This is a genomic window from Emticicia sp. W12TSBA100-4 (genome assembly GCF_040253585.1).
Taxonomy (GTDB): Bacteria; Bacteroidota; Bacteroidia; order Cytophagales; family Spirosomataceae; genus Emticicia.
Window position 1 is genome coordinate 284423 of sequence record NZ_JBELAU010000002.1, and the last position, 26736, is coordinate 311158.

The 26736-nt window shown below is 38.6% G+C and carries 29 protein-coding genes; 8 read left to right on the forward strand and 21 right to left on the reverse strand.

Features of this window, described 5'->3' with window-relative positions:
• Positions 1-21 precede the first annotated feature (21 nt).
• Both ABR854_RS03450 and ABR854_RS03455 read right to left on the reverse strand, forming a co-directional pair.
• Positions 22-888 (reverse strand): PorV/PorQ family protein, encoded by an 867-nt coding sequence (locus ABR854_RS03450; RefSeq protein ID WP_350263954.1) that lies wholly within the window; start codon positions 886-888, stop codon positions 22-24.
• Between the two features lie 116 nt (positions 889-1004).
• Positions 1005-2267, reverse strand: coding sequence for a DUF8457 domain-containing protein (locus tag ABR854_RS03455; RefSeq protein WP_350263955.1), 1263 nt, complete (start codon positions 2265-2267; stop codon positions 1005-1007).
• 127 nt (positions 2268-2394) lie between these two features.
• On the opposite strand from ABR854_RS03455, the gene ABR854_RS03460 reads away from it, so the two are divergent.
• Complete coding sequence (locus tag ABR854_RS03460) at positions 2395-2970, forward strand: thymidine kinase (protein WP_350263956.1); 576 nt, start codon at positions 2395-2397, stop codon at positions 2968-2970.
• 98 nt (positions 2971-3068) lie between these two features.
• Here the strand turns inward: ABR854_RS03460 and ABR854_RS03465 are convergent, their stop codons facing one another.
• Positions 3069-4550: a xylulokinase gene (locus ABR854_RS03465; RefSeq protein WP_350263957.1), complete on the reverse strand. Its 1482-nt coding sequence runs from the start codon at positions 4548-4550 to the stop codon at positions 3069-3071.
• Positions 4551-4752: 202 nt separating this feature from the next.
• Between ABR854_RS03465 and ABR854_RS03470 the strand changes: the two genes are divergently transcribed.
• The 4 genes from ABR854_RS03470 (at position 4753) to ABR854_RS03485 (ending at position 8162) form a co-directional block, all read left to right on the forward strand.
• Positions 4753-6306, forward strand: a complete 1554-nt coding sequence (locus ABR854_RS03470; RefSeq protein ID WP_350263958.1) for an NFACT RNA binding domain-containing protein — start codon at positions 4753-4755, stop codon at positions 6304-6306.
• 112 nt (positions 6307-6418) lie between these two features.
• Positions 6419-6703: a DUF1456 family protein gene (locus ABR854_RS03475; protein WP_350263959.1), complete on the forward strand. Its 285-nt coding sequence runs from the start codon at positions 6419-6421 to the stop codon at positions 6701-6703.
• Between the two features lie 84 nt (positions 6704-6787).
• Positions 6788-7474, forward strand: coding sequence for a hypothetical protein (locus tag ABR854_RS03480; RefSeq protein WP_350263960.1), 687 nt, complete (start codon positions 6788-6790; stop codon positions 7472-7474).
• A gap of 16 nt (positions 7475-7490) precedes the next feature.
• Positions 7491-8162 (forward strand): pseudouridine synthase, encoded by a 672-nt coding sequence (locus ABR854_RS03485; RefSeq protein WP_350263961.1) that lies wholly within the window; start codon positions 7491-7493, stop codon positions 8160-8162.
• A 41-nt stretch (positions 8163-8203) separates the two neighbouring features.
• On the opposite strand, the gene ABR854_RS03490 is transcribed toward ABR854_RS03485, so the two are convergent.
• Positions 8204-9547: a DEAD/DEAH box helicase gene (locus ABR854_RS03490; protein ID WP_350263962.1), complete on the reverse strand. Its 1344-nt coding sequence runs from the start codon at positions 9545-9547 to the stop codon at positions 8204-8206.
• Here ABR854_RS03490 and ABR854_RS03495 point away from each other — a divergent pair.
• Positions 9537-9704 (forward strand): hypothetical protein, encoded by a 168-nt coding sequence (locus tag ABR854_RS03495; protein WP_350263963.1) that lies wholly within the window; start codon positions 9537-9539, stop codon positions 9702-9704. The two genes, ABR854_RS03490 and ABR854_RS03495, sit on opposite strands and share 11 nt — an antisense overlap.
• 83 nt (positions 9705-9787) lie before the next feature.
• On the opposite strand, the gene ABR854_RS03500 is transcribed toward ABR854_RS03495, so the two are convergent.
• The 3 genes from ABR854_RS03500 to ABR854_RS03510 form a co-directional block, all read right to left on the reverse strand.
• On the reverse strand, positions 9788-11449 hold the full coding sequence (locus ABR854_RS03500; protein ID WP_350263964.1) for an FAD-dependent oxidoreductase: 1662 nt from the start codon (positions 11447-11449) through the stop codon (positions 9788-9790).
• A 154-nt stretch (positions 11450-11603) separates the two neighbouring features.
• A complete protein-coding gene (locus tag ABR854_RS03505; RefSeq protein ID WP_350263965.1) occupies positions 11604-12686 on the reverse strand; it encodes an aminotransferase class V-fold PLP-dependent enzyme in 1083 nt (360 codons plus the stop codon).
• Between the two features lie 130 nt (positions 12687-12816).
• On the reverse strand, positions 12817-14049 hold the full coding sequence (locus tag ABR854_RS03510) for a M16 family metallopeptidase (RefSeq protein ID WP_350263966.1): 1233 nt from the start codon (positions 14047-14049) through the stop codon (positions 12817-12819).
• Between the two features lie 78 nt (positions 14050-14127).
• On the opposite strand from ABR854_RS03510, the gene ABR854_RS03515 reads away from it, so the two are divergent.
• Complete coding sequence (locus ABR854_RS03515; protein WP_350263967.1) at positions 14128-15252, forward strand: glycosyltransferase family 4 protein; 1125 nt, start codon at positions 14128-14130, stop codon at positions 15250-15252.
• Between the two features lie 6 nt (positions 15253-15258).
• On the opposite strand, the gene ABR854_RS03520 is transcribed toward ABR854_RS03515, so the two are convergent.
• From ABR854_RS03520 to ABR854_RS03575, 12 genes are all read right to left on the reverse strand, one after another.
• Complete coding sequence (locus tag ABR854_RS03520) at positions 15259-15903, reverse strand: LysE family translocator (protein WP_350263968.1); 645 nt, start codon at positions 15901-15903, stop codon at positions 15259-15261.
• 5 nt (positions 15904-15908) lie between these two features.
• Positions 15909-16367 (reverse strand): hypothetical protein, encoded by a 459-nt coding sequence (locus tag ABR854_RS03525; RefSeq protein WP_350263969.1) that lies wholly within the window; start codon positions 16365-16367, stop codon positions 15909-15911.
• Between the two features lie 184 nt (positions 16368-16551).
• Positions 16552-17007 carry a YdeI/OmpD-associated family protein gene (locus tag ABR854_RS03530; RefSeq protein ID WP_350263970.1) on the reverse strand — a complete coding sequence of 152 codons (456 nt, stop codon included), beginning with the start codon at positions 17005-17007 and terminating at the stop codon, positions 16552-16554.
• A gap of 45 nt (positions 17008-17052) precedes the next feature.
• The gene (locus ABR854_RS03535; protein WP_350263971.1) at positions 17053-17751 is read right to left on the reverse strand and encodes a YjjG family noncanonical pyrimidine nucleotidase; all 699 of its coding nucleotides are present in this window, start codon (positions 17749-17751) and stop codon (positions 17053-17055) included.
• Positions 17752-17755: 4 nt separating this feature from the next.
• The gene (locus tag ABR854_RS03540) at positions 17756-18073 is read right to left on the reverse strand and encodes a (2Fe-2S) ferredoxin domain-containing protein (RefSeq protein WP_188766777.1); all 318 of its coding nucleotides are present in this window, start codon (positions 18071-18073) and stop codon (positions 17756-17758) included.
• 92 nt (positions 18074-18165) lie between these two features.
• Complete coding sequence (locus ABR854_RS03545; protein ID WP_350263972.1) at positions 18166-18591, reverse strand: hypothetical protein; 426 nt, start codon at positions 18589-18591, stop codon at positions 18166-18168.
• Positions 18592-18718: 127 nt separating this feature from the next.
• Complete coding sequence (locus ABR854_RS03550) at positions 18719-19462, reverse strand: shikimate dehydrogenase family protein (RefSeq protein WP_350263973.1); 744 nt, start codon at positions 19460-19462, stop codon at positions 18719-18721.
• Between the two features lie 18 nt (positions 19463-19480).
• The gene (locus ABR854_RS03555) at positions 19481-19966 is read right to left on the reverse strand and encodes a PPC domain-containing DNA-binding protein (protein WP_350263974.1); all 486 of its coding nucleotides are present in this window, start codon (positions 19964-19966) and stop codon (positions 19481-19483) included.
• Positions 19966-20610, reverse strand: a complete 645-nt coding sequence (locus ABR854_RS03560) for a VTT domain-containing protein (protein WP_350263975.1) — start codon at positions 20608-20610, stop codon at positions 19966-19968. The genes ABR854_RS03555 and ABR854_RS03560 overlap by 1 nt, the downstream gene beginning before the upstream one ends.
• A gap of 137 nt (positions 20611-20747) precedes the next feature.
• Positions 20748-21572 (reverse strand): phosphosulfolactate synthase, encoded by an 825-nt coding sequence (locus ABR854_RS03565; RefSeq protein WP_350264085.1) that lies wholly within the window; start codon positions 21570-21572, stop codon positions 20748-20750.
• A 301-nt stretch (positions 21573-21873) separates the two neighbouring features.
• Positions 21874-23436, reverse strand: coding sequence for a pseudouridine synthase (locus ABR854_RS03570; protein WP_350263976.1), 1563 nt, complete (start codon positions 23434-23436; stop codon positions 21874-21876).
• A 173-nt stretch (positions 23437-23609) separates the two neighbouring features.
• Positions 23610-24227: an inorganic pyrophosphatase gene (locus ABR854_RS03575; protein ID WP_350263977.1), complete on the reverse strand. Its 618-nt coding sequence runs from the start codon at positions 24225-24227 to the stop codon at positions 23610-23612.
• A 264-nt stretch (positions 24228-24491) separates the two neighbouring features.
• On the opposite strand from ABR854_RS03575, the gene ABR854_RS03580 reads away from it, so the two are divergent.
• Positions 24492-25781: an amidohydrolase gene (locus ABR854_RS03580; RefSeq protein WP_350263978.1), complete on the forward strand. Its 1290-nt coding sequence runs from the start codon at positions 24492-24494 to the stop codon at positions 25779-25781.
• 53 nt (positions 25782-25834) lie between these two features.
• Here ABR854_RS03580 and ABR854_RS03585 read toward each other — a convergent pair whose 3' ends face one another.
• Together ABR854_RS03585 and ABR854_RS03590 are read right to left on the reverse strand one after the other, a co-directional pair.
• Positions 25835-26152: a helix-turn-helix domain-containing protein gene (locus ABR854_RS03585; RefSeq protein WP_350263979.1), complete on the reverse strand. Its 318-nt coding sequence runs from the start codon at positions 26150-26152 to the stop codon at positions 25835-25837.
• Positions 26153-26170: 18 nt separating this feature from the next.
• A complete protein-coding gene (locus ABR854_RS03590) occupies positions 26171-26473 on the reverse strand; it encodes a hypothetical protein (RefSeq protein WP_350263980.1) in 303 nt (100 codons plus the stop codon).
• Positions 26474-26736: the final 263 nt, after the last annotated feature.

The window sequence follows — 26736 nt, forward strand, 5'->3', positions numbered from 1 at the left end:
ATTTGGTGAAGATACGAATAATTATTGAGCATTACTTTTACCAATCTGATAGCTAATTGATAAATGATTGGAAAAACCTAAAGCCGAATGACTACTAAGTGCGTAATCAAAAATGAATTGTTTTGAATGAAATCCAAAGCCAAAATGAGCGTTGTTAAGTTTAGAAGTAAGCCCCGTACGGAGATAAAAATGCTTAACAATTTGATATTCTAAACCCGCCTTGATTAGCGTCGGTAGTTCAATGTCTTTTTCGGCTTCGGCAACTAATAGAATCTGTTTACTTGGAGTAAAAGAAAGCCCCAAACGAAGCACCGTTGGAATATGTTGTGAAGCAAAAAGTTTCGCTCCAGTGAGGTTATAAGCATGAAAACCCATTTGGAGTTTTGAGCTAAGTTTGGTCATTACTCCGAACTCGGTCAATAACGTATTTTTTGAAGCAAAATTTTCGATGGCGGCTTGAAAGTAGCTTACTTTTAATCCTAATGAAACTCGATTCATATTTTTACCGATGGCCAAACCGAGCTTTTGTTCATTATAAAGTTTATCGCCAAAACGCTCAATACCAAGTCCGATATTAGTAAATTTTGTATTGTAATTGCCTGATAATGAGAGCGTTTGCAGACCCGCAATAGTATAGCGAGCATGATACGATGTACTAACAAAATTTTCTTTCAGAAAACCTAAACCAGCGGGATTGCTGAATATGGAGTTGCGGTCGGCTATTGCGGTGGTGGCGTTGCCAATTCCCCAACTTTTTGCTCCAATTGGGAATGGTTCGCCCGAGGCTAAAATCAAATGTGTTTTCAAAAAAAACATCATTCCGCAGAAAACAAACGTTTTCCACTTTCTGATAAAGTTTTTATAACGAACAGCAATTGACTTTGACATTTCTCCGAATTTTGGGCAAAATAGAGAAATATCAAGAATCTGACAAGTAAAAAAGCCTTGAAATCAGACTTTCGGTACAGATTTCAAGGCTTTTTAAAGAGCTATATCGCTCAAGATTAATTAAACCTACGTTTTACGATGTCAATAAATTCTTCGGCTTCTGCACCTGTAATATCCCACATGTAGCGAGGAACGTATTTTTTCAAAATCAACTCTTTAGCCTCGCTGAAATCTTTACATAATTCGAGTTCTTCGAGTGCATGAGAAAAAGCCTGAATGTTTCCACCAAAAAGATTATTGGTAAATAAAAAACGTTGATTCAACGAAATTGCACCTGTAATGCCTTCGATGCGAGAATTTTGGTGATAATCCAACACCGATTTGCTCGATTGAGCTTGGTCATTGACCGATTTTTGGTCGCTGGCCAACTTTTCATTGAGTCTAATGTCTTCGGCTTCTTTCGGTGCTATTCTCTCGGCAATTGCTTCGTTTATTCTCGGCGTGAGCGATTCTACTTTCTGCTCATATATTGGCGTTGGCTCTGGTCTTGGTACGACAACAGGAGCAGCAACTTCTACAGGTTTTTCTACATAAACAGGTGCAGGCTCAACGATACGCTCAACAACTGGCGGAGGTGTTTCGATAACCCTTTCTATTACTGGCTGTGGCTCGTATCTTGGTTGTTGTACTTCTTCTCTTGATTGTGTTGTTGGCACTACAAAATCAAAGAAAGACGCACTTTCAGGTGCTACTTTTGGTGCTTCTTTGCTCGGTACTAATTCTTCTGGAATCGGTACGATTTCGGCAAATTGAGCTAAATATTTTTCTGGATTTTCGGCCGAAAGCGGAGTTTCTTCGAGCCAAGTCATGGCCTGATTGGCAAAAACAAATTCCTGACCGTTGAGTTTTTCGGCGATTTTGGGCAGAATATCTTTATTAATAAGAATATATTTTGTGAGCGGACGAATGTTTTCTTGACTAAATTTGAAACTTGGTAAATCTCGCATCAATTCTTTGTAGAATGTTTGCGGTTCGAGAATAAGCACTAAAGTTTCACCCACAGAATCGACCAAAAGTGGCTCAAAATGCTCTCTTTTTATCGAAATATGTTGCGAAACGGTATTCATAAAAGTTTTGAGTGCTTGCTGAACTTCCGAAGCACCAAAATCAAAATACGGACTACGAAGGCGTTGAGTATCGGCCTGCCATTTATCGAATAAAGCCTTGATAGTAAGCATATTCACTTGTTGAAGGCTGGTCAATCCAAGTATTTGCTTTCCCGTAATACTGCTATATTCGGCAAAAAAATCATTACACACCTTAGCGGCAAAAGCCTTACTGTATCTCTCGACAGCGGACAAATTCAATTTGTTCGACATTAGTAAATTCGTTTTTTTTGTATTTTATTAGTGGATGGCTATGGTTTTAGCTAAAAAAGCTACTTGACAGCAAAATTAACGCAACTTTGTTGCCAGTTTTTATTAGAACGAAAAAAATAATTAAATAATGTTTATCGAACCAAAAAGAGGGAGAATTCACGAACAAAGAACTGGCTGGATTGAAGTGGTTTGCGGCTCAATGTTTTCGGGGAAAACTGAAGAGTTGATTCGCCGACTGAAACGTGCAAAAATTGCGAAACAAAAAGTTGAGATTTTTAAACCTGCCATTGATGTACGTTACCACGAAATTGATATTGTATCGCACAACCAAACGGCGATTCGCTCTACGCCTGTGCATTCATCAGAAGAGATTTTATTGATAACTTCTGATTGTGAAGTTGTTGGCATTGATGAAGCTCAGTTTTTTGATCGAGGAATCGTGGAAGTTGTTAATAAACTGGCAGAAAATGGTAAACGAGTAATTATTGCGGGGCTGGATATGGACTCTCGTGGTATTCCGTTTGGTCCAATGCCAGCTTTGATGTCGATTGCCGAATACGTGACCAAAGTTCATGCTATCTGTGTTGTCTGTGGCGATATTGCCAATTATTCTTACCGAAAAGTGCCAAGCGAAGCACAAGTAATGCTCGGAGAATTAGATTCGTACGAAGCTCGCTGCCGAAAATGCTTTCATGCGGGATAATTACAAGATATGAAATCTGACGGGGCCGCCCGTGCGGATATGAATTATAAGACAACATTTCATTGCCAAATAATTCATATCTCATATTTTAATCTTTATCATTTCTCCAAAATAGCCTTCCAACCTTCATAAACTGCTTGATATTCAGCCACTTGTGAAGCATTTGGCTCGATAACTTTTAGTTTTGTAAGTTTGCTCATGGCTTCCTTTGGCGAACTATAAATTCCTACGCCGAAACCTGCTCCGAGAGCTGCACCTTTTGCTCCGTCGGTATCATATAACTCAACAGGTGTGTTGGTTACATTTACCAAAGCATTGCTAAAAATATCGCTCAAAAACATATTGGCATTTCCTGCACGAATCACCTTCGGAATTACACCATTGGCTTGCATCAATTCAAAACCATAATGTAACGAAAACGCAATTCCTTCTTGTGCTGCACGGAAAATGTGGCTTCTTGAATGAATATTAAAGTTTAGATTCTGAAACGAAGCTCCTAAAATTCTGTTATTTAACAGACGTTCCGCACCATTTCCGAAAGGCATCACCAAAAGTCCATTACTACCGATTGGTGCTTGAGCCGCCAATTGGTTCATTTCTACGTAATTGAGGTTATTTCCAAAATTTTCTTTTACCCAACGGTTCAAAATACCCGTTCCGTTGATACAAAGTAAAATCCCGATACGAGTAGTTTCTTCAGTCAATTGATGATTCACGTGAGCAAACGAATTGATACGAGATTGTGGGTCATACGAAACTTGGTCGCTTACGGCATAAACCACGCCTGAAGTTCCAGCCGTTGCGGCAATTTCACCAGGTTCTAAAACATCCAACGAAAGTGCGTTATTTGGTTGGTCACCCGCTTTATAAGTTACAGGAATTCCAGCTTTTAGACCCAGACGTTGAGCAATTTCGCTCGTTACTTCGCCGTGATTACTGAAAACTGGTTTTATTTCTGGAATCAAATTATCATCAAAACCATAATAGTCCATCACATCTGCCGAAACCTCATTTGCTTGAAAATCCCAGAAAATACCTTCTGAAAGCCCAGAATTTGAAGTCGTGATGGCATCTGTGAGCATCATGGCAATATAATCGCCTGGCAACATGATTTTATCGCATTGCTCATAAATATGTGGCTCGTTGGCTTTTACCCAAGCGAGCTTTGAAGCCGTAAAATTTCCTGGTGAATTGAGCAAATGATTCAAACAAACATCTTCGCCAATATCCGAAAATGCTTTTGCACCAATCTCAACGGCACGGCTATCGCACCAAATAATTGACGGACGCAACACTTTCTTATTTTTATCGACCATCACCAAACCGTGCATTTGGTAGGCAATACCAATCGCACCGATATTTTGAGGGTCAAAAACTTTTGATGCGTTTACACGTTTGATTGCTTCAATGGTGTTTGCCCACCACATTTCGGGGTCTTGTTCGGCCCAACCTGCTTGCGGAGACGAGATGCTCGCCTCAACATCGGGATATTGTGCCGAAGCGATAACTTGTTGTGTATCAGCATCTACAACCGATGCTTTGATAGATGATGTGCCAATGTCAATGCCGAGTAATAACATGCGATAGGTTGAAATAATGTTTTTAATTGTCAAAGTTACAATTATTTTTTATTGGTGCAAAATTGAGGGTTGGACTTTGAATTTATGTGATTTTTCTGCCTCTCGGCTTGACAAGTTGGAAACTTGTTCTACACACTCAAATAACATATTTCATTCTTCCCCACAAAATACCGTAATTTGTATTCAATTTTAAAAAGAACTCGTGCAGAATAATTATTATTTCCTTCGTCAGCTTACTAAGCAAATCGAAACCAAGATTGTGGGTTTGAAGCTGATGGAATGTTTTAGTCAGGAAAAAGATGAATTGGTGTTTGGTTTTGCGGCAGCTCGTGGCAAAAACCGAAACTATAAAGAGTTTTTTATCAAAGCAGTCATTCTACCTGACTTTTCGTCGCTGTATTTTACTGATAAGTTTGAGCGTGCCAGACGCAACAGTGTTGATCTGTTTGAGCAACTCATGGATTTAGAGGTTACGGGCGTTCGACAATTTCTGAACGAACGTTGCTTTTCAATTGATTTTGAGCAAGACTTTTCGATTGTTTTCAAGATGTACGGTACTCGCTCGAATCTTATTTTGTGTCATAATCAAGAAGTTATTGAGCTTTTTCATAGCCGAATTGTCAGTGATAAAAACTTGATAATTAATGACTTAGATAGACCAATCGACCAATCTTACGAGCGTTTTTTGAGCGAAAAACAAGATTACAGAAAGCTATTTCCAACATTCGGGAAGCTTGTCAATGCTCAGTTAGAAGTTAGAAAAAGCACTTGGGAGGAAGTGCAGAAGATAATTGAACAACTCGAAAACCCTCGTTATTATTTGGTACGTTGGGAGCATCAACTGCATCTTTCTTTGTTGCCAGTTGGCGAAATTATTCAAGAATTTGAGCAGCCGATAGAGGCCATGAATGCCTTCTATATTGCTTATAATAAGGTCAATTCACTCGATTCAGAAAAGGTAGAAGTGCTTCGAAAATTGACCAAAGAAAAAAAGCAAACCGAAGCCTATCTACAAAATTCGTATCAGCGAATGGAATCGCTTGATTCGGAAATAAAAAATGAAGAAATTGGGCATATTCTGATGGCCAATTTGCACCAAATCGAAGAACGTGCCGAGCGAGTGGAGTTATTTGATTTTTATAGAAATCAGAATATCACAATCAAACTTCGGTCTGACCTTTCTCCACAAAAGAATGCTGAAAATTTTTACCGAAAATCAAAAAATGAAAAAATTGAACTCGAAAAATTAATAGAAAACATCGAAAGTCGAGAGCAATTACTGACAGTCATCAATAATCATATCGAAGCTATTGAAGCAGCCGAAAATCTAAAGACTTTGCGTAGTTATCTGAAAGCCAATGGATTATCGCCAAATACAAAACTAAAAATCCAATCTTACAGAGAGTTATTCAAGCGTTTTGAAGTTGAAGGATTTGAGATTTTAGTCGGAAAAAATTCTAAAAACAACGACTTGCTCACACAGCAATATGCTTATAAAGAAGACCTTTGGCTACACGCCCGTGATGCAACTGGCTCACACGTGGTAGTGAAATATCGAGCGGGTAAAAAATTCCCGAACTCGGTTATTGAGACGGCCGCTTCTTTGGCAGCTTATTTTTCTAAGCGAAGAAACGAAACACTCGCTCCAGTAATCGTAACACCAAAGAAATTTGTAAGAAAACCAAAAGGCTTCGCCGATGGGCAAGTAATCGTAGAAAAAGAAGAAGTAGTAATGGTAGAACCGAAATTAATCTAATGATAGAATGAGTGAATGTTTTTTTATTCTATCATTCGCTCATTCCGAACGGGCGGCGAACCGCTTGAAAATTAAATTGTTTTCCAACCTTTTAAAACAAAAACAGTCAAGCATGTCAAACAATGATATTTTAAAGAAACTACGTGTTGCTCTGCAACTACGTGACGACCAAATAGTAGAGATTTTGAAACTGGCCAATTTCAATGCCTCTAAAGCCGAAATCGGTGCTTTTTTCAGAGATAAAGAACACCCCAACTTTAAACCTTGTGGCGACCAAATCCTGAGAAATTTTCTTGATGGACTCATCATACACTTACGTGGGCCAAAAGAAGACAAAAAGCCGTCGATTATTAAAAGCAAAATTTTGGTTCAAGACCCCAAAACACCTACCAAATAGTGTTGCGTAGAGCGTTGGCGGGCGTTTCTCTAAAAGTCTGATTATTCACTTTTGGAGTTTTCTCCGTTAAACCTCAGCAACACTGTGAGATTATTATCGCAAAAAATCTTTACAGGCATGGTATGCCTGTGCGTTTTGGCCTGTTCGCAACCTAAAAAGTTTATTGAACCAATTTCAAAGGAAATAACTATTCCGAGAAATACCGTAAACGTACCCAAAGACACGATTATTGTACCCAAAAAAGATACGGTTATCATAAAAAAAGACACGGTAATTATAAAAGTTGATACGGTAAAGAAAAAGCCTGATGGAGTACAAATTTTTGAGTTTTATGACATCACTTCACCAGATATTTCAATCAGTTTTCCTTCACACAGCATCGTGATGATACCAGTAACTAATGTCGGAAAAGACATAGGAGTAGCGAATAGTTTCTGTGAATATTGGCTTTATACCAAAGATGGGAAGTTGGTTTGCTATTGCAAAAATACGGTGAGTGGCTTACACCCAGTTTATGGAAATAGCTTCAACACAAACAATCATTTACCGCAGTTTACGAAGAAAATCGCTTATGGAGAATATCGCTTGGTATATAAGAATATATCGAAAGACCCTGTGAGACAAGATTTGGTTTTCGGAACTATTGCCAGCGAAAGCAAAGACCAAATTAATGTAAAAGTTGATAGTGGCGAAACTCGTGAGTTTTGGATAAAGATTTTCCCATCAGAGAGTAATTTCAAGATGAATAATAATAATAAAGATAAATTGTAAACTGATTATTGAAAAAATGACTTTCCGAAATCGTTTGCAATATTTATTGGTCGTGAGGCTGCAAGTCTCAAATAAGGAGGCGTTGAATCTTATTTTTTCGGGGAAAATTTTGGTAAATGGCTTTGCTGTGAAGTCAAACTGTGAAATCACACAAACCGACGAAGTTGTGTATGAAGGGAAAGTTTTGCAGGAAGCTAAAAAAATAATTTACATTGCCTATTACAAACCCCGTGGCATAGAAACAACTCTCAATACGGCAATTGAAGACAATTTGAAAGCAATTTTACCTTTTGAAGAAGAAGTTTTTCCAGTCGGAAGGCTTGATAAAGAATCAGAAGGTTTACTGCTTTTGACCAATGATGGAACAGTTTATGACAAAATCCTCCGCAATGAAAATAAGACTGAGAAAGATTATATCGTCGAGGTTGATAAGTTAATTACGGCTGATTTTTTGGAGAAAATGTCAGAGGGAATTGTGATTATGGGCAAAAAAACATTACCATGTAAACTCATTCAGATAGATAATTTTACTTTCAAAATTACTTTGATTCAAGGCTTAAATCGGCAAATTAGACGAATGTGTTATAAACTTGATTATGAAGTTTTGAGCCTGAAACGAGTCAGAATTGGCAATATTCACTTGGAAGATTTAAAAGCGGGTGAGTATCAAATTTTAAAAATGTTGTAGGGGCATATACATAATTGAATTACGCACAAGCCCCTGCAACATCAATTTCTTCCCTTCGGTTTTTGCCCAACTTTTTTGATTGGTCTTCCGTATTTCGCCCACTTTTCGGCCTTAATATCACGCCTAACATTTACTTTCTGATTTTTTGCAAGTTTTTCGTGAAAAGCAGGCCCTACATCCTCTTTTTTGGGAGCTTTCACCAATACGTGTTTCATTTTCACCTGTGGCATTTCTGCTTCGGTGAGTTTATCAGAAATGGTTAGATTTTCGGGCAATTCGAGTACAGGGATTTCGTAGTTCATTACGGCCTCGATAGCCTCCAACTGTTCAATTTCTTTCTCAGTAACAAACGTAATCGAAACACCTTTTTTATCAACACGGCCCGTTCGACCGATGCGATGCACGTAATTTTCTGGTACTTCTGGCACATCAAAATTAATTACGTGTGAAACTTCAGCGATATCAATACCACGAGCAATGATGTCGGTCGCAATCAGCATCGTGCAGCTACCATCTTTAAATGCACTTACTGTATTAAAACGATTATTCTGAGCTTTATTAGAGTGAATTACGCCTACTTTTTCGCCGTATTTCTTCGAGATTTTATCGTAAAGTTGGTCGGCGAGTTCTTTGGTTGCGGCAAAAATCAATACTTTACTCATGCTTTCGTCTGCCGATAAAATGAGTTCAAGTAGATTTACTTTTGTATTGAAATTCGGAACGTGGTAGAGTGTCTGCGAAATATTATCCAAAGGCGAACCCGCTGGTGCAGCTTCTACTCTGATGGGTTCGTTGAAATATACGTCTATGATTTGCTCTACATCATCGGTAATTGTGGCCGAAAAAAGCAAGTTTTGACGTCTGACTGGCAATAAATCAAGAATATTTTTGAGTTGAGGTCTGAAACCTAAATTGAGCATTTCATCCACTTCATCAATGATAAGTTTCTTGAGCGATTTTGTCTTGATAAACCCACTCGTCAGCAAATCAATCAAGCGTCCTGGCGTGCCTACCAAAATATCCGCACCTTCTTTCAGTTCTAAGATTTGCGATTTAATATTTACACCACCATACACACCTACCGTCGTCACACTCATGTAAGGCGTAAGTTTTTCGATAGCCTCTACGACCTGCACGACCAACTCACGGGTTGGAACAATGATAAGCACTTGCGGAGTTTTATCTTTTGAAAACTGATACTGACGCAAACTTGGTAGTAAATAAGCGAAGGTTTTACCTGTACCCGTCTGTGCGATTCCACATACATCTTTGCCCGACATCACCACCGAAAAAACTTTTTGCTGAATGGTCGTTGGCGTAGTGTAACCCAACTCGTCGAGGGCATTGAGAAGCTGTTTATTGAGATTTAATTCGTTGAAAGTCATCTTGTTTTTATTGATTGACCAACTAAATGGCCGTTTGTTATCAGATTTAGATAACAAAAATTCCTTATTTATGCTAAAAATAGTCCACAAAGGTAACGCTATTTTGGCAGTAAATAAGGAAATTTTGGTTGATGCCTACGAATATCGTGCGTTTTAGTGCATTTCGTTAGCTAAGTGTGGCACATCTTGATAGCTATTTTGTTTAAATTTTGAATCAAATTAGATGTGACACACTTGTTATTATAACTCCAAGACTTGTTTTTCTTTCAAAAGCTCGGTTTTGAGTTTTGAGTATGGAATTTTATGCGGAATCGTTTTAGCATTAATGGCCATCACGGCCGCTACTGCCGCCGACTGCCCCAGAATCATAAAAACAGGTTCCATACGAATCGAGCCATAAGCAATGTGCGAACTTGACACACAGACAGGTACTAACAAATTTTTACATTCATTTTCTTTGGGCAAAATTGACTCATAAGCTATCGAATAAGGTTTGTCGGGATGCACGCCAATATCGCCCTCATTCTGCACATAGACGTCGGGGCGGCCTTCCGTGGTTTTTACATAACGTTGGGCATTATGAGAGTCCAAAGCATAAGAACCCATTCCAACTGGATTCGGTACTACCGTTTTTCCCAGAGCATCGGCTTCTTTCATTACAAACTTCCCTATCATACGACGGGCTTCACGAATGTAAAGTTGGTGCGGCCAATTTCCGTTATCAATAAATTCATCTTTTGGCAAGCCCCATTGTTGCATTTTTTCTTTCACATCATTTGGCACACGGCTGTCGTTTTGCAAAAAATACATCAATCCTTTTTGATATAACTCGTGTTCTTTGATAATTTGTTGGCGTCGCTCATAACTTGCTTCTGGATAATCGTAGTTTTTCCCGATATAGTCAGTACTAAATGGCCCATGATTATTGGTATCGGTTTTGCGATTTGGAATAGCATCAAACTTATCGAATGTTTCACGCCAACCGCTCGCAAAAACTCTTGCATAAAGCTCATAACGTGCGGGGTCGTAGCCATCGGGTTTGGCAAACGGAATTCGATTTTCGGGATGATTACTCAAACACATTCTGAAACAATACGCTTGAATTTTATTATCGCCCGAGCCATACTCGCCTGCTGGTTCGGCTGAAACTTCGGGTAAAAGTCCACTTTTTGGGTCGTTTTCTACGATATAAGGGCTTATTTTTGCTTTAAAATGGTGTCCATGCTGAAAAACTTCGGTCTGAACGCCATTCCATTTTTCGCCATAAACGCTATTGGCTTCACGACCAACGTGGTAGCTTACACCAGCAGCAGCCATCAAATCGCCTTCATAAGTGGCATCAATAAACATTTTGCCTTCGTACACTTGCCCACTTAAAGTACGAAAAGAACGAATACTTCCAGAAGTTTTGGTAATACCTTTAGCAGAGCGGTCAAGCCATTCGTTGCGATAAACGAGGAGCTTATTTTCTTTCACGAAATCTTCAAAAACTTGCTCGGCGGCGTGTGGCTCAAAAATCCACATGGTGCGGTTTGCCCCGTCGAGGGCAGGCGTACCTTGCCCTTTATTACCGTATTCTTCTCTTTTTTGCCATTTCCAAGAGTTCGTATTTTGATAATGTGTGTAAAGTCGTTGGTAAAATTCACGAGAAAGTCCGCCAATGACTTGTTTGTTACCTGTATCAGTAAAGCCCAAACCTCCCGATGAAAGCCCGCCTAAATGCTTATCGGGCGACACTATAATAACCGATTTGCCCATCTTTTTTACTTGCACGGCGGCGGTTATGGCAGCGGAAGTTCCACCATAAATAATGACATCGGCTTTTCGGATTTTGGTTTGAGCGAATGTATTTTGAAAGAAAAAAACGTAGAGAAATATACTCTTATAAAAAGAATATCGCATAATTGTTTGAGTTTGATGGTTAAATAGAAGTTTTCAGACTCAAGTTAGTGAAAAAGTAGGGTTTGTTCGGTAAGTTTTTGTAAAAAGCCAAAATAAAAATAGCCAGTAGAAAGACATCTTCTACTGGCTATTTTTATTTATCAAAAATTAAATCCTACTCCATTGCTTTCAAAGCTGTCAAGAGCGTATCAATTTGCTCCATTGTGTTTGATGGAAAATTCGAAATTCTAATTTGTGTATCTTTATTTGGTCCGTAACCACTTCCAACAATCATGTTTTTTTCTTTCAAAGCTTCAATGATTCCTTTTGAAGATTTCTTAGTATCAGCAACTACCACGGTTTTCGAGCGATGCTCTGGGTTTTTCACCGCAATGCTGCACAAATTGCTGGTTTCGAGGTATTTATAGATTTTCTTTGCTTTTTCGTCGGTTTCTTTTCTGATAGTTTCAATCCCCGTTTTATTCATTTCCTCGGCCACTTTTCCAAGCAAATAAATACCCAAAACGTTTGGTGTCGCTGGAGTTTCATAAGTCTCATAATTTTTCCACAAAACAGGTAAATTATGGTGAGCTCCAATCGTTACACCATCGTATTTGGCTAATCGTTTGGCTTTCTCAAGACATTTTTCGTTGGCAATCCAAACACCTAAACCTGCAGGTAAACCAAAGGCTTTTTGCACCGAAAAGAAGGCAGTATCAATCAAATCTAAATCAAGTTCTGGAATCGGTGCCGACGAAACCATATCAACCGCCATCAAGCGTTTTTGGTTGCTGCGTTTGAGTTTATGAATATCCGCCTCACGCATTTGCACGCCCGTACTGGTTTCGTTTTGTGTTACGCAGATAAGCTCGGCATACTCTGGTACTTCTATTTCTCCGTAGCTAAAGCCTTCTCCGATTGGTTTTTCAAACTTATGAGCAAATTTTTGAGCCGCAATAGCATATTTGTAGAATTTATCTGAAAACGAGCCATTTACTAAGTGAAAACTTTCGTGTTCTACTAAATTCAATAAAATACGTTCCCAAACTTCCGATGCCGAACCTGTGAAGAAAATACCTGATGATGCAGGAATATTCATGAGCGTACGTAAGTTCTCAACACAATGTTGATAAATCTTGCGAAATTGTCCGCTTCGGTGAGAAATTGAACCAATTTGCTCGTCAATGGCTTGACGCATGAACTCTTCAAACTTAGGATTCAATTCAGCGGGACCGGCAGTGAAATAGATATTTTTCATGAAATGATTTTGTTACGGAGAGTCCAAAAATAAAAAAAGTCGGTGAGATACTCATCTAACCGACCTCAAATGCTTTAAAAAGTATAAATCTTTCTTGTTGTAGCACAATTCTCAGAATTGTCTTTCTACACTATTCAGGCAAAAAAGTAAGATAACTCAACTGAGACTCGTCAAACATATCATTCGTAATCTCTTGAAGCTGAGCGGCTTCGATGTTTTTTATTTCAGTGAAAATACTTTCAAGCGACTCTACTTTCCCGACATCCAAAATACTTTTGGCCATCATCAGCATAAAACTTTGATTGCTTTCTTCGGCCATCGCCAACTGACCCATCAACTGCTCTTTTACGGTGTGTAATTGCAGTTTTCCGAGTGGTTTCTCTTTCAAAAGTTGCATTTCTTTCAAAATCAGAGCATTGGCTTTATCAAGATTCGATTTATCGGTTGCGAAATAAATTCCCAGAAAACCAGTATCAGTAAATGGCGAATAAGTGGCATCAATGCCATAAACGAGGCCATATTTCTCACGCAAAGTCATATTTAGGCGTGAATTCATACCTGGGCCACCAAAAAGATTTACCAACATGAAAAATGGTAAACGTCGCTCATCAAGCATGGCATACGATGGCCGACCAATCGCACAATGTGCTTGTGTGATTTTCTTCGGAATTGTGATTTGTTGAGGCGTATATTCGCTCGGCGGAGTACGTTGTAGGTCTGATTTTTTTGCAGGAATATCTTTCAAATATTTCTCGGCAACCTTCACTGCTTTATTAAACGAGATATTCCCCACAATCGACAGCACGATTTTCTCGGTGTCCATGTTTTCGGCAATAAAATCTTGTAACTCCTTGCGAGTGAAGCCTTTAACGCTTTCTTGCGTACCCAAAATATTTGCTCCGAGCTGATGATTAGCAAACACAATTTCGTCGAAATCGTCTTGCAGGGCATCTTCGGGCGAATCTTGGTACATCGACATTTCTTCCAAAATTACACCTCGTTCTTTTTCCAGTTGATTTTCAGGAAAAACCGAATCGAAGGTAATATCCGCCAAGAGTTCTACCGATTTCTCGAAGTGAGCATCAAGTACCGAGGCATAAAAACATATTTTTTCTTTGGTCGTGTAGGCGTTTAATTCGCCACCTACTGATTCCAATCTATTAATAATGTGGTAAGATTTCCGCTTTTTCGTACCTTTGAAGGCCATGTGTTCCCAGAAATGGGCAAGACCAAGCTGATTGGGTTTTTCGTCACGACTACCCATGTCGAGCATTAGTCCGCAATGAACTACCTGCGTATAAGGTACTTGTCGGTGGGCAATTCTGATGCCGTTGGGCAAAGTATGTATTTGGTATTCAGTCATAAAACCCCCACCCCCTAAAGGGGAGGAAAAAATATTCGTATTAATAATTATTGACAAATTTAAGCAAAAGATAGTTCAATGCGTATAGGATTTGATTCAAAAAGGGCTTTTAATAATCATACTGGTTTGGGAAATTATAGCAGGTTTATTATTGAAGCACTAAAGCCCCCCAACCCCCGATGGGGGAGTTTAGGTGATATTGAGTACTTACTTTATACCACTAAATCTCCCAAACCTCAAGATTTAACTTGGTTGAATTCAAGTAACCAAAGATACGCAATAAAAACTCCCACATCGGGGGTTAGGGGGGCTTTATGGCGAAGCTGGCTAATCAATAACGATTTGAAGAAGGATAATGTTGATATTTTTCATGGTTTAAGTAATGAAATTCCTTTTGGTATCAGAAAATCGAGGGTAAAATCAGTCGTCACGATTCATGATTTGATTTTTGTGCGTTATCCAGAGCTTTATCCTGCTATCGACCGATTTTTTTATCAACAGAAGTTTCGATACGCCTGCGAAAATGCCGATGCTGTGGTGGCAGTGAGTCAGCAGACGAAAGAGGATATTATGGAGTTTTATAAAATTCCAGCCGAACGCATTCGGGTTATTTATCAAGATTGTCAGTCGTCATTTCATCAAAAGGTTGATAATCAATCGATTCCTACCATTAAAATTAAATATTCTCTCAATAAACCCTACATTATTTGTGTTTCATCTTTCAGCGAAAGAAAGAACCAAAAGCGTTTGGTAGAAGCTTTTCAGCAACTCGGTTTGAAAGATTATGAATTGGTTTTAGTAGGCGGGAAATCGAAATATGCTGAAGAAATAGCTCAAAATTCTCCACAAAATACAAGGGTTTTATACGGAGTACCATCTGCCGATTTACCTGCTTTGTATCAAGGAGCTTCCTTGTGTGTGTACCCTTCATTTTTTGAAGGTTTTGGTATTCCGATTGTCGAGGCTTTGCATTCGGGTATTCCTGTGGTAGCGGCTACTGGCTCATGCTTAGAAGAAGCGGGCGGAGAAGGTGCGTTGTATGCTAATCCACTTGATGTCAATGATTTATCTGATAAAATGCGACAGGTTTTGACAAATGGTTCGCTACGAAATGATTTGGTTTTGAAAGGGAAAGAGCATATAAAACAATTTTCAGCCGAAAATATTGCTGGGCAATTGATACAACTTTATCGGGAATTGTAGGTTTATTTATTTTTTCAAAGCAATTTGCAAACCTAAAGCCACCAAAACTGCACCCGAAATCTTGTTCTGAATCTTCCAAAATTGCTGAAAATTACTCAGTTTAGCAATGATTTTGCTGAAAAGCAGTGCAATTAATACATTTACCACAGTTCCGGAGAAATTAAACCAAAGTCCTAAAAATAAGATTTGAGAAGTGATATTTTCGCTATGATTGTCGTGGGACGCCACCCGTACAAACTGCGGCAAAAAAGCCAAGAAAAATAACGAAACTTTTGGGTTTAGCACATTCGTAATTGTGCCTTGTCGGAGAATTTTGAGATTGGTATTTTTATCGTTTTGACTTTGGTTAAAAATCATTGTTGAAGGTTTTTCCATGAAACTCTTGATACCGATAAAAATCAGATACGCTGCTCCTGCGTAGCGAATGATGTTAAACAAAATCTCAGATTGCTTAATAATAACCGAAAGCCCAACTACCGAAGCAAAAATATGTACAAAACAACCCAGTCCGATGCCCAAGGCAGCATAAATACCCGCTTTTGTACCATAACTCAGACTTCGAGAAATAACAAAAATCATATCATTCCCTGGCGTGATATTGAGCATCAAAGCCGCTAAAGCGAAAAGTAGGAAGTTTTGTAAATCGGGCATAGAATTTATTTTTTCAATCGAACGTATTTTTCAATATTCAATCTATTGATACCCGCTTTTTCAATTTTCTCAATACCTGTTTGAATGAGCATATCGTTTTTGATGCTTATTGTAAACTTGAAATCATTGTTTTCCCAAGCCTTCTCTTTGTAATATTCTAAACGTTCGGTATAAGTACTGTCTTGCAAAGTATAGCTGCCACCACCAGCATCGAAAGCAGTGGAATCATTATTATTGGGCAATGCGTGTTTCAGAAATGCAAAGTGAGAGTCATTGATAATTTTGATAAACGATACATTTTCGGTGTAGGAAGTTACCGTCGTATCTCCATTTTCGATGATAGTTCCCGAAAGAAGTTTCCAAGTCCCTTCAATTGGCAAAGAATTTTGTTGGATAGTTTCAGTCTTATTCGTTTGGCAAGCTACAAAAAATAGACAAAAAATAGGTAATAGGCTAATTTTCATTTTAGATAAGTTTCAGGTTTAAATGCGTTTTTTTTAGTGTGATAATTTGTTGGGTGGTTTTACAAGCAATGTAAAATGCACTACATACATTATTTGCCATTCGTTACAGATTATATCACATTTGTGCAATTACACTTTTTATTATAGAAGTACTCAAAAATCTCCACCTGCGTAAAATTGAAGTTTATCGGGCTTTAATTTTATTCTGCATCAATCCGATGGCTTTTACAAGCCTATTTTGACGAGTTTCTTCTTTTTTAGCATCCAAAATCCACTGAACATATTCTTTTTGGTGCGTAAATGATAAACTATCAAAAAATGTTTTTACATCAGCCGCTAACATAGCTTCGAGCAGATCTTGTGGTATTTCAACCACTCGTGGTTCAGTATCTTCTTCAATTGAAACATGCACACTTTCGCCATAAGTTTTGCCTACTTTATCACGCACTTCTTTATTCATAAAAAGCCCGTACTTGCCACCCATTGGCGTGAGTAGCCCACGGTATTCAACGGTATCAATGATGGCTTTAATTTTTAGTCTTTTCTTGCCGAAAGTTTCGAGAACATTAAAAGGAATATCGCAGTAAGAACCGTTATGTTCTTCGTCTTTTTGGATGATTGAGTCGAATTCGATTTTCATTGTTTATAAATTTAATAGGACAAGCTTACAGCTTGTCCTACAATTTTACAAAATTTCTTTCAGTTCGACCAATTTCTTTATATCAAAAGTTGGTTTCTGACCTGTTGGAATATCGTCTGGATTATAAAAAACCGTATCCATATTGGCATTGATTGCCCCCAAAATATCGGCTTCATAATTATCACCAATCATCAAACTTTCGGCTAAATCAGCTTTCGTGACTTCAATGGCATAATCAAAAATTCGACGGTCTGGTTTGCGAGTGCCAGCCAATTCGTTGGTAATGATTTCTCCGAAATAATGATGTATTTCGGAACTTTTCATTTTGTTTACTTGAATATCCTGCCAACCATTACTAATGATGTGCAATTCGTATTTTGGCAATAAATAGTCAAGAATTTCGACCGCACCTTCAATTAGATGAGCTTTTTTGGGCAACAGTTCAAGAAAATATTCATTGATTTCTAAGCCAAACGATTTTTTGAGGTCTTTTACTCCAAGATTTTCGAGCGTTTCTTGGAATCTTCGACGGCGAAGTTCATCGTGCGTAATCAGATTTTGTTCGAGCAAACTCCAATGACGCCTATTCACAATTGAGAACTCTTGCTGAAACGCTTCTAAAGTGCTAATATTCAGACTTTTAAAATCAAAAATTTCGTAAATATCAGCTAAACATTCAGCCGAGTTTCGTTCAAAATCCCAAAGCGTATGGTCGAGGTCAAAGAAAAGGTGTTTATAGGCCATAAAATTATGCTTTTGGTGCAAATTTTAACTGCAAACGCTCAACTGGCTGATCGTTTACTAAATGGCTTTCTACGATTTCTTTAATGTCTGATGGCTGTACATTTCCGTACCAAATACCTTCAGGATATACAACAACCGATGGACCAAATGCACAAACATCTAAACAACCCGATTTTTGAGCTCTGATTTCGGTCAATAAATTACGGTCTTTCAATTCCTCTTTGAAGGCATCGACCAAGGCCATACCTCTTTCACTTCCACAACATTTCTTTGGGGCTTCTTTATCGTTTGTACAAACAAATACGTGCTTTTTGAATTTCATTGTTAAAACTTTTATATGATATGTATTTAAAACAGGAACGCCACAAAGTTAATAAAAACTTCGTGGCGTTAACGTTATTTTTTTGTTGGATATTACCAACTAAATGGATTCCAGAAACCACCAATTCCCCAAATGATTGTGGCGATTACACAGCCCCAAAATGCTTTACGTACTTGGTCTTTGTCGTGGTCTGTAATAAAGTAAACCAATGCTAAACCAACTACGCCGAGGCAACAGCCCCACCAAAAACCACCAACCAAAGGCATATCTTTTGTAGGTACCAAATTAGTGTTAGTGTTAGAAATCAAATCTACATCTTTTAAAAGTTCTGGTTTTGCCTTTTTTACTTGCTCATAAGTCATGTCTGGGTGTTCAGCAAGGTATTGCTCCAATTTGTTTACTTTCGCAAACTCATCTTCAACTTCCACAGTTTTATACTCTAAATCTGCGTTGGTCGCAAAAGCTGTGCTGGCAACAAACGATAACATAACAAACAAGAATTTCACTGCTGTCTTCATAAAATTTTGAAATTGTTTAGTGGTTTATAATTTAACGGATATTTACAAGATGATATTATTGGACTAATCGTTGCACCAGGTTTTTCTTATGACAACTTTGGTTTATCTTCCCCCTATTTGCTTACGCTCACGAATTCCAAATCTCCCACGCTTTTTCGGCTTGGAGATGAAGCATCGGTAATCCATTATGTGTTTTTGCTCCTTGCTCTTTCCCCTTCTGTAGAAACAATGTTTCGAGCGGATTATATACTAAATCATAAAGAAAATGATTTTCGGTCAGAGATTCGTATGGAATATCTGGACATTGGTCAGATTTCGGGTAAGTGCCAACGGGTGAACAGTTGATAATCAACTGATAATCAGCTATTAATGCAGGAATTTCGTCGTAGCCGATGTTTTCATCTGATTTTGTTCGAGAAACTGTTTTATAGGCAATTTCTAAATCTTTCAGTGCCGCCACAACGGCTTTTCCTGCTCCGCCATTGCCTAAAACAAGTGCTTTGATTGATGGAATATTGACTTCCGACAGAAAATCTTCGAGCGAAGTTTTAAAACCGTAATAGTCTGAATTATAGCCAATTAGACGACCATCTTCCATGAATTTAATCACATTGACCGCTCCAACTTTTTCGGCCGAAGCATCGAGTCCATCCAAAAAAGGCATAACCGCCTGTTTGTGCGGAATCGTCACGTTTAAGCCTTTCAGATTCGGCTCATTATTCAATAACTGCATAAGTTCTTGAATATCGGGTAGCTCAAAAAGTTTGTATTCGTGGGTTTCGGAAAGACCCATTTGTTTAAACTTTTCGGTAAAATATTTTTTTGAAAATGAGTGTCCGAGCGGAAATCCGATTAGGGCGTAGGCGTTCATGGGTTAATTTGTCAATGTTTATTTCTTTTTTCGGCGGCGAACTACGAGTTCTTTGTAGCCAAAGGTTGGGTCAGGTTCTCTCACGAAATCATAATCAGGCATGATTCCGAGTACGATTTCGGCAGTTGTATAAATCAAACTTTCATCGCCCAAATGTCCGCCAATGGTTTTTCCTGTCGAATCACTCACCGAAATATGAATATGCGAGCCGTTTTTCGACAAAACACCAACCAAGGAAACAATCTCGAAATGCCCTTTGAGCATCTCGTATTTTTCTTGGTTGGCGTATCTGATATTTACTGATGTCAGGCTGCCAACGCAGGTAAGTACGCAAGCGGCTGATATATGTTTTTCGTCAATGAATCGTTGAAGTTCTTTCTTTAAATCCTGATTGGGGCGTAGTCTGAAAGCATAGCTTTGCGTGACCGATGTCGATAATTGCTGGGCATTGGTTTCCATAGCGAACAGACTGATTATCAAAACTTTAAAGAAAAACTTCGTCATTATGCTTTAACAAATTTTGCTCTCAAGATTCCAACAATCATTGGTAAAACTGAGATGAAAACAATTCCTAAAACAACTTTCTCGAAATTGTGTTTTACCCATTCGTTTGAACCTAAGAAGTAGCCCAAAAGCGTGATACTCGTTACCCACAAAACTGCTCCTAACACGCAAAACGTGATGTATTTACCGTATTTCATGCTACCCGCACCCGCCACAAATGGAGCAATCGTGCGAATAATTGGCATAAAACGAGCAATAATTACAGCTTTCCCACCATGTTTTTCGTAAAACTCTTCGGTTTTTGTGATGTACTCACGCTTTAAGAAAAGTATTTTTTCACGAGATTTAATGAAATTACTGAAGTTTTTCCCGACTAAATAATTGACGTTATCGCCCAAAAGTGCGGCAATAATCAATAACGGAATCACGAAAGCAATATCAAGTTTGCCAGTGGTTGAAGCCAACAAACCCACCGCAAAAAGCAACGAATCGCCTGGTAAGAGTGGCATGATAATAAAGCCTGTTTCTACAAAAATAATGAGAAACAAGATAGCATACGTGAGCGTATCGTATTCGGCCAAAAACCACTGAAGCGTAGTTAGTGGGTCTTTTAAAAAGTCTAAAATAAAATGTATGAATTCCATTATTAAATTAAGAATTAGGAATGTAGAATTAAGAATGTAGAATGAACAAAATTGAGAATATAGAATATTTCATAATAACAATTAAGATTATATTTTCAACAATTCTTAATTCTACATTCTCAATTCTTAATTAACTTTTATTCGTCTTGCGTGATACGCTTATCGCCGCTGTATTTGCCGAGTTTGAAACGTTTTTTTGTTTTTTCTGGTAAGAAATGAGCGAAAGTATCGCCACGAAGTCCGATACGGATAGTTTCGAGTGGAATTACTTCGTTTGGAGCAATGTTCCCGAGGTTTACGTTTGTGCCAACCAACTTCACGAAATATACTTGTTGTGATTTTTGTGGAGCTTCCCAAATGATTTTTTCGGCAGGAATGGCATGAATGATTTCATCAACCAAACCCTGACGCACTTCACCACTACTACGGAAAAGACCCACATTTCCACCTTCACGAGCTTCACCGATTACTTTCCAAGCACCTGCATCAAGCTCCGACTGCATCATTTCAATCCATTTGTAGGGAGCAAAAATCTTTTCGGCATCTTTTGAACCTACTTCCGAAAGCACTTTTGCACGAGTAGCCAAACGGCGAATGTATCCGCATTTTTCTTCGCTCGAAATTTCGATGGAGCCATCAGAGACCTCGGCGTGTTCGAGCTTGTATTGGTCTAAAACTCGTAGATAGTCTTCAAATTGGTCACGAGCCACGAATGCTTCGAAAAGTGTTCCGCCAAAATAAATCGGAATACCCGCATCTTGATATACTTTTACTTTATCTTTTAGGTTTGGCGTAACAAATGAAGTTGCCCAACCGAGTTTTACAATATCTATATGTGGTGCCGAAATCGACAACATATCTTCTACTTCTCTGATACTGAGACCTTTATCCATCACCATCGTTAGACCAGCTTCACGAGGTTTGGCTGTACGTTTCGGGACGTGATTTAAACTATAATTCATCATCTACTTTATCGTTATATTAGAAACATCGGCAAAGATAATAAATTTTGTGTTAAGGGTCTAAGACAAATGGCTTATAAGTCGAGAACTATACGTTTGTGTTGGTGAAGTTGCTTTTTTTCGGCACGAAACAGATAATTTTATGGCTAAAAAAACAAAGTCCTGTGAGAAACTCCCACAGGACTTTGAATGTTCGACACCTTCAGTGTCGCAATCCAATTTTTTATTTATCTCCCAGAATTGTATTCTGGGCTATTCATGTTTGACCACTTTGTGGTCTTTCTACTTTGATTCTACCACCTTACAACATATATTTCAAGCGAATCACTTCTTTTTCGGTCAAGAAACGCCATTTTCCACGTGGGAGATCTTTTTTGTCAAGACCAGCATAAGTGGTTCGATCGAGTTTTAGTACTTCGTAGCCCAAATGCTCAAAAATACGGCGTACGATACGGTTTTTCCCGCTATGAATTTTGATACCTACTACCTCAGCATCAGGCGTAACAAGAGCCAATTCATCAGGTTTGATGAAACCATCTTCCAATTCGATACCTTTGATGATTGCCTCAAAATCTTCGGTTGTAATTGGTTTATCTAACTCTACTTGGTAGATTTTCTTGACTTCGTTTGAAGGGTGCGAAAGCTTCTCAGCCACTTCGCCATCGTTTGTCAAGAGCAATAAACCCGTTGTATTTCTATCTAATCGACCCACTGGATAAATACGTTCGGAACACGCATTTTTCACTAAATCCATCACCGTTCTACGCTCATCTGGGTCTTCTGTAGTCGTGATAAAATCTTTTGGTTTGTTCAATAAAACATACATTAGTTTTTCACGATTCAGAATTTTCTTGCCATATTTGACTACATCGTTGGGCTTTACTTTATAGCCCATTTCTGTGACTTCTTTTCCATTTACGGTAATTTGCCCTGAAGCAATTAATTCATCGGCATCACGTCGAGAAGCAACTCCTGCATTAGAAATATAGCGATTTAACCTAATTAGCTCATCTTTGCCCGCTTCTTTTTCTTCTTTCAAAACTTTTTTCTGAAGTTTTTCGGGAAGCTTACTTTTCAAACGCTCGGTATCATAATTGGGTGCATCTATACGCCCAGATGTTGCTTGATTTTCTTTTGGTTCAAACTTATTTTTTGGTTTGAAGTCTCGGTTATGAGGTTCGTTTTTCTGAAAACGAGGCTTATCTGCTGAATAAGCATTTTTGCGGTCATTTGAAGTCGGACGTCCACTATCATCTCTTTTCTTAAAAGGATGAGCGGGCTTATCTTCTGAAAATCTTTTTGGTCTTTCATCAAAAGATACACTGTCTTCACGTCGGGCTGGGCGGTCGCTTGCAAACGAACGCTTTTCGCCAAAGGGTTTACTGTCTTCACGTCGGGCTGGACGGTCGCTTGCAAACGAACGTTTCTCACCAAACGGTTTGCTATCTTCCCTACGTGGCGGGCGGTCATTTGAAAATGTACGCTTTTCGCCAAAGGGTTTGCTATCTTCTTGTCGGGCTGGGCGGTCGCTTGAAAACGAACGCTTTTCGCCAAAGGGTTTGCTATCTTCTCGTCGGGCTGGGCGGTCGCTTGAAAATGAACGTTTTTCGCCAAACGGCTTGCTATCTTCTCGTCGGGCTGGGCGGTCGCTTGAAAACGAACGTTTTTCGCCAAACGGTTTGCTATCTTCTCGTCGAGCTGGGCGGTCGCTTGAAAACGAACGTTTCTCACCAAAAGGTTTGCTATCTTCTCGTCTTTGATTTGGATAATTTGCACGGTCTGTGCCAAATGATTTGTTGCCAGAAAAGGGCTTTTTATCACTGCTCTCTCTTCTTGGTCTTGAAGGTCTGTCTGAATTCCTCATTGGATTTGCAGCATCACTGCTGTAATTAAATAACTAATTGATTATCAAGCACAAAGGTACGAATTTTTAATTAAGAATGTTGAATTATGAATTAAGAATTTTGTACGAAGCTCTATATCAACAAAAAGACCACAAAGTTGGCTCTGTGGTCTTCATGATTTTTAATCTTTTGATTAAATAGGTTTGAAAATCAAATCACGATAATCCATCATTGATTTACGGATTACTTCGTGGGCATCTTCACGGCCATAAACGTTCGAAATTTCGATGGCGTTTTTCTCGTCTGGTAAGCTCTTGTAAGTCAAGAAATAGTGTTTCAAACGAGTAATGATAGCTTCTGGAAGTTCGCTAATATCAGTATATTTTTGATAAATCGGGTCAGCAACCAACACCGCAATGATTTTATCATCGGCTTCGCCTTTATCGAGTAGGCAAAGTCCGCCAATAGGAATGGCTTGCAATAAAATATCACCATGCGGAATGTGGTGGCTCGAAAGCACACAAATATCTAATGGGTCACCATCGCCTTCTTGTACTTTGTCAGTTCCACGCTCACGAGCCAGTTTGGCTACTTCTTCACCACAATAGGTCTGCGGTATAAAGCCGTATAGCGATGGAATAATGTTTGAGTATTTTTGTGGACGGTCAATTTTCAAATAACCCGACTCTTTATCTACTTCGTATTTAATAGTATCTGACGGTACGATTTCGACAAATACGGTAACTCTCTCTGGGGCATTTTCGCCTACCGAAATACCATGCCAAGGGTGTGCTTTGTAAACTGGTTTCATAATCTAAGAATTCAAATTTTCAGCAAAGAAACGCAATAAACAAGGATTTGACAAATTAGATGTGTTATATTAACACATTGACAACAAACAAAAAGAAAGAGTTTGAGTAGTTTTACTTAACAAATTTTATTTCAGCCCTACACCCCGAATAAATATTGAGCAAGTAGTTTTAAAGAAATCAAAGATTGGTTAAGTTTGAAGGATAAACACACGCAGTGTGTCGAGAAACATTTACCTAAATTTTATCAACAAAAAAAACATCTAATGAAAAAAATCCTAACTCTGGCTCTTTCATTGTCAGTAGCTATTTGTTCGTTTGGACAAAGCTCATTAAAGGCAAAAATTAATGCCAAAGCCGATGCCATCGACTCAAAAGTAGTAACTTGGCGAAGAGACATCCACCAAAATCCCGAACTTGGCAATCGTGAATTTAAGACTGCCGCAAAAATTGCTGCCCACCTAAAATCGCTCGGAATTGAAGTACAAGAAAAAGTAGCCTACACAGGTGTTGTGGGAGTTCTGAAAGGCGGAAAACCTGGCCCAGTTGTACTGCTAAGAGCTGATATGGACGCCCTGCCAGTAACCGAAAGAGCGGATATTCCGTTCAAGTCAAACGTTGTGACGGAATACAATAACCAAAAAACGGGCGTGATGCACGCTTGCGGACATGATACACACGTGGCAATTCTGATGGGTGTGGCCGAAGTGCTTTCGTCGATGAAAAATGATTTGGCAGGAACTGTCAAATTTTGCTTCCAACCAGCCGAAGAAGGAGCTCCAGCAGGCGAAGAAGGTGGAGCAGATTTAATGATAAAACAAGGCGTAATGGAAAACCCGAAAGTGGATGTGGCCTTTGGTTTGCACATTAATTCTCAGACAAATGTTGGGCAAATACGCTATCGTTCGGGTCCAGAAATGGCCGCTGCGGACACTTATACGCTTAAAATTAAAGGAAAACAAACGCACGGAGCGAGTCCGTGGAGTGGCACAGACCCGATTGTGACTGGCTCACAAATCGTGATGGCTTACCAAACAATTATCAGCCGAAATGTAGATATTACCGAAAACCCTGCTATTGTAACGGTTGGGGCTTTCAATGCGGGAATCAGAAGTAATATTATTCCCGAAGAGGCAACGATGATTGGTACAATCAGAACTTTCAGCGAAGCACAACAGCAACTTATTCACAGAAGAATGCAAGAAATTGCGACTAATATTGCTGAAAGTGCTGGTGCAACTGCCGATTTGAAAATAAATATTGGCGTGCCTGTCACTTACAACGACCCAACTTTAACCGAAAAAGTGGGGCCAACTCTAACGGCTTTGGCTGGAAAAGAAAATATTTTGACCGCTCCGCTCGCCACTGGTGCAGAAGATTTTAGTTTCTTTGGCAAAAAAGTACCTGCATTTTTCTTCTTTTTGGGCGGAAAACCAATCGGAAGCACGGCAGCAGCTCCTCACCATACGCCAGATTTCTTTATTGATGATAGCGGTTTAGGTCTCGGCGTAAAAGCCCTTTGCCATTTGACAGTTGATTATTTTGAGAAGAAGTAAAGTTATTTTACTTGCTGTGCGAAAACTGTAGATTTTCGCACAGCAAGTAAATATTATACACTTTCTAAGTCATTTGAAGGCACAACGAATAGTTTCACATCTAAATGGGATTCAATCAAATAAAGAGTTTCCAAAGTAAAGTTATGAGTACCCGATAACCATTTTGTTACTTCTGATGGATTTTTGTGCATTACTTCTGCCAGTTGCTTTTTATTCCATCCTTTTGCTCTAAGTGCATCATCAATTAATACAGCTATCAGCATATTTCTTTTAGTTTTATCAAAATCATTAGAACTTCTACGTGCAATAAAATTTGATACTACTGAACTCCTATATTTTCGTGGATTATGTGTACCGCTTGAATTTTCCATAATTTTATTTTTTAGTCATTAGTCTTCAAAAACCATATTTCCTTCCAATCTCTTACCGTCATCAGACCACCACAATTCTCCGTCTTTTAATGCTTCTGTTACTTTTTTAGAGATATATCTGAGTAAATAATTTTCTGCCTTTAATTTTTCGTCATCTTGTAAAGCTCTAACATTTTTCATTCCCCCACCACCTAATATTAGGCAAGTTGAACCATATCTGATGCAATAGAGACGTAGTTTTTTATCAGGAGAATCATATAAAGCACAAATACCATCACCAAGTGTACCTTCATTCGGTTTAAAAAAATTGCTCCCTTGCACCTGTTATGTTACCAATTAACTCTAATCTATCGGTAATTGAGCCAAGCTCATCGGTATATGAATCTTCATTTTCCTCGACAAACTGGTCAAAAAGAGTTTTCCTAAACTATCTATCCATATGGAATAGACGCTTGCTTTTTTCCCTGAAAATTCGTCGAGTTCTACAATTTCAAATTTCATAGAGTAAATACAAGTATTTTACTTTAAAGTAAAATATTTTTTAATCTCACTGCAAAATATTCCAAAAGCACGAAGAAAAGTTG

Coding starts and splice junctions, on each gene's coding strand:
- ABR854_RS03450 (WP_350263954.1), bottom strand. CDS start 888: ATGTCAAAGTCAATTGCTGTTCGTTATAAAAACTTTATCAGAAAGTGG.
- ABR854_RS03520 (WP_350263968.1), bottom strand. CDS start 15,903: ATGCCCGATTTACAAAACTTCCTACTTTTCGCTTTAGCGGCTTTGATG.
- ABR854_RS03570 (WP_350263976.1), bottom strand. CDS start 23,436: ATGAGGAATTCAGACAGACCTTCAAGACCAAGAAGAGAGAGCAGTGAT.
- ABR854_RS03490 (WP_350263962.1), bottom strand. CDS start 9,547: ATGACTTTCAACGAATTAAATCTCAATAAACAGCTTCTCAATGCCCTC.
- ABR854_RS03525 (WP_350263969.1), bottom strand. CDS start 16,367: ATGAAAATTAGCCTATTACCTATTTTTTGTCTATTTTTTGTAGCTTGC.
- ABR854_RS03565 (WP_350264085.1), bottom strand. CDS start 21,572: ATGAATTATAGTTTAAATCACGTCCCGAAACGTACAGCCAAACCTCGT.
- ABR854_RS03475 (WP_350263959.1), top strand. CDS start 6,419: ATGTCAAACAATGATATTTTAAAGAAACTACGTGTTGCTCTGCAACTA.
- ABR854_RS03575 (WP_350263977.1), bottom strand. CDS start 24,227: ATGAAACCAGTTTACAAAGCACACCCTTGGCATGGTATTTCGGTAGGC.
- ABR854_RS03535 (WP_350263971.1), bottom strand. CDS start 17,751: ATGGCCTATAAACACCTTTTCTTTGACCTCGACCATACGCTTTGGGAT.
- ABR854_RS03545 (WP_350263972.1), bottom strand. CDS start 18,591: ATGAAGACAGCAGTGAAATTCTTGTTTGTTATGTTATCGTTTGTTGCC.
- ABR854_RS03555 (WP_350263974.1), bottom strand. CDS start 19,966: ATGACGAAGTTTTTCTTTAAAGTTTTGATAATCAGTCTGTTCGCTATG.
- ABR854_RS03500 (WP_350263964.1), bottom strand. CDS start 11,449: ATGCGATATTCTTTTTATAAGAGTATATTTCTCTACGTTTTTTTCTTT.
- ABR854_RS03510 (WP_350263966.1), bottom strand. CDS start 14,049: ATGACTGAATACCAAATACATACTTTGCCCAACGGCATCAGAATTGCC.
- ABR854_RS03540 (WP_188766777.1), bottom strand. CDS start 18,073: ATGAAATTCAAAAAGCACGTATTTGTTTGTACAAACGATAAAGAAGCC.
- ABR854_RS03465 (WP_350263957.1), bottom strand. CDS start 4,550: ATGTTATTACTCGGCATTGACATTGGCACATCATCTATCAAAGCATCG.
- ABR854_RS03455 (WP_350263955.1), bottom strand. CDS start 2,267: ATGTCGAACAAATTGAATTTGTCCGCTGTCGAGAGATACAGTAAGGCT.
- ABR854_RS03580 (WP_350263978.1), top strand. CDS start 24,492: ATGAAAAAAATCCTAACTCTGGCTCTTTCATTGTCAGTAGCTATTTGT.
- ABR854_RS03550 (WP_350263973.1), bottom strand. CDS start 19,462: ATGAACGCCTACGCCCTAATCGGATTTCCGCTCGGACACTCATTTTCA.
- ABR854_RS03505 (WP_350263965.1), bottom strand. CDS start 12,686: ATGAAAAATATCTATTTCACTGCCGGTCCCGCTGAATTGAATCCTAAG.
- ABR854_RS03485 (WP_350263961.1), top strand. CDS start 7,491: ATGACTTTCCGAAATCGTTTGCAATATTTATTGGTCGTGAGGCTGCAA.
- ABR854_RS03560 (WP_350263975.1), bottom strand. CDS start 20,610: ATGGAATTCATACATTTTATTTTAGACTTTTTAAAAGACCCACTAACT.
- ABR854_RS03585 (WP_350263979.1), bottom strand. CDS start 26,152: ATGGAAAATTCAAGCGGTACACATAATCCACGAAAATATAGGAGTTCA.
- ABR854_RS03530 (WP_350263970.1), bottom strand. CDS start 17,007: ATGAAAATCGAATTCGACTCAATCATCCAAAAAGACGAAGAACATAAC.
- ABR854_RS03460 (WP_350263956.1), top strand. CDS start 2,395: ATGTTTATCGAACCAAAAAGAGGGAGAATTCACGAACAAAGAACTGGC.
- ABR854_RS03515 (WP_350263967.1), top strand. CDS start 14,128: ATGCGTATAGGATTTGATTCAAAAAGGGCTTTTAATAATCATACTGGT.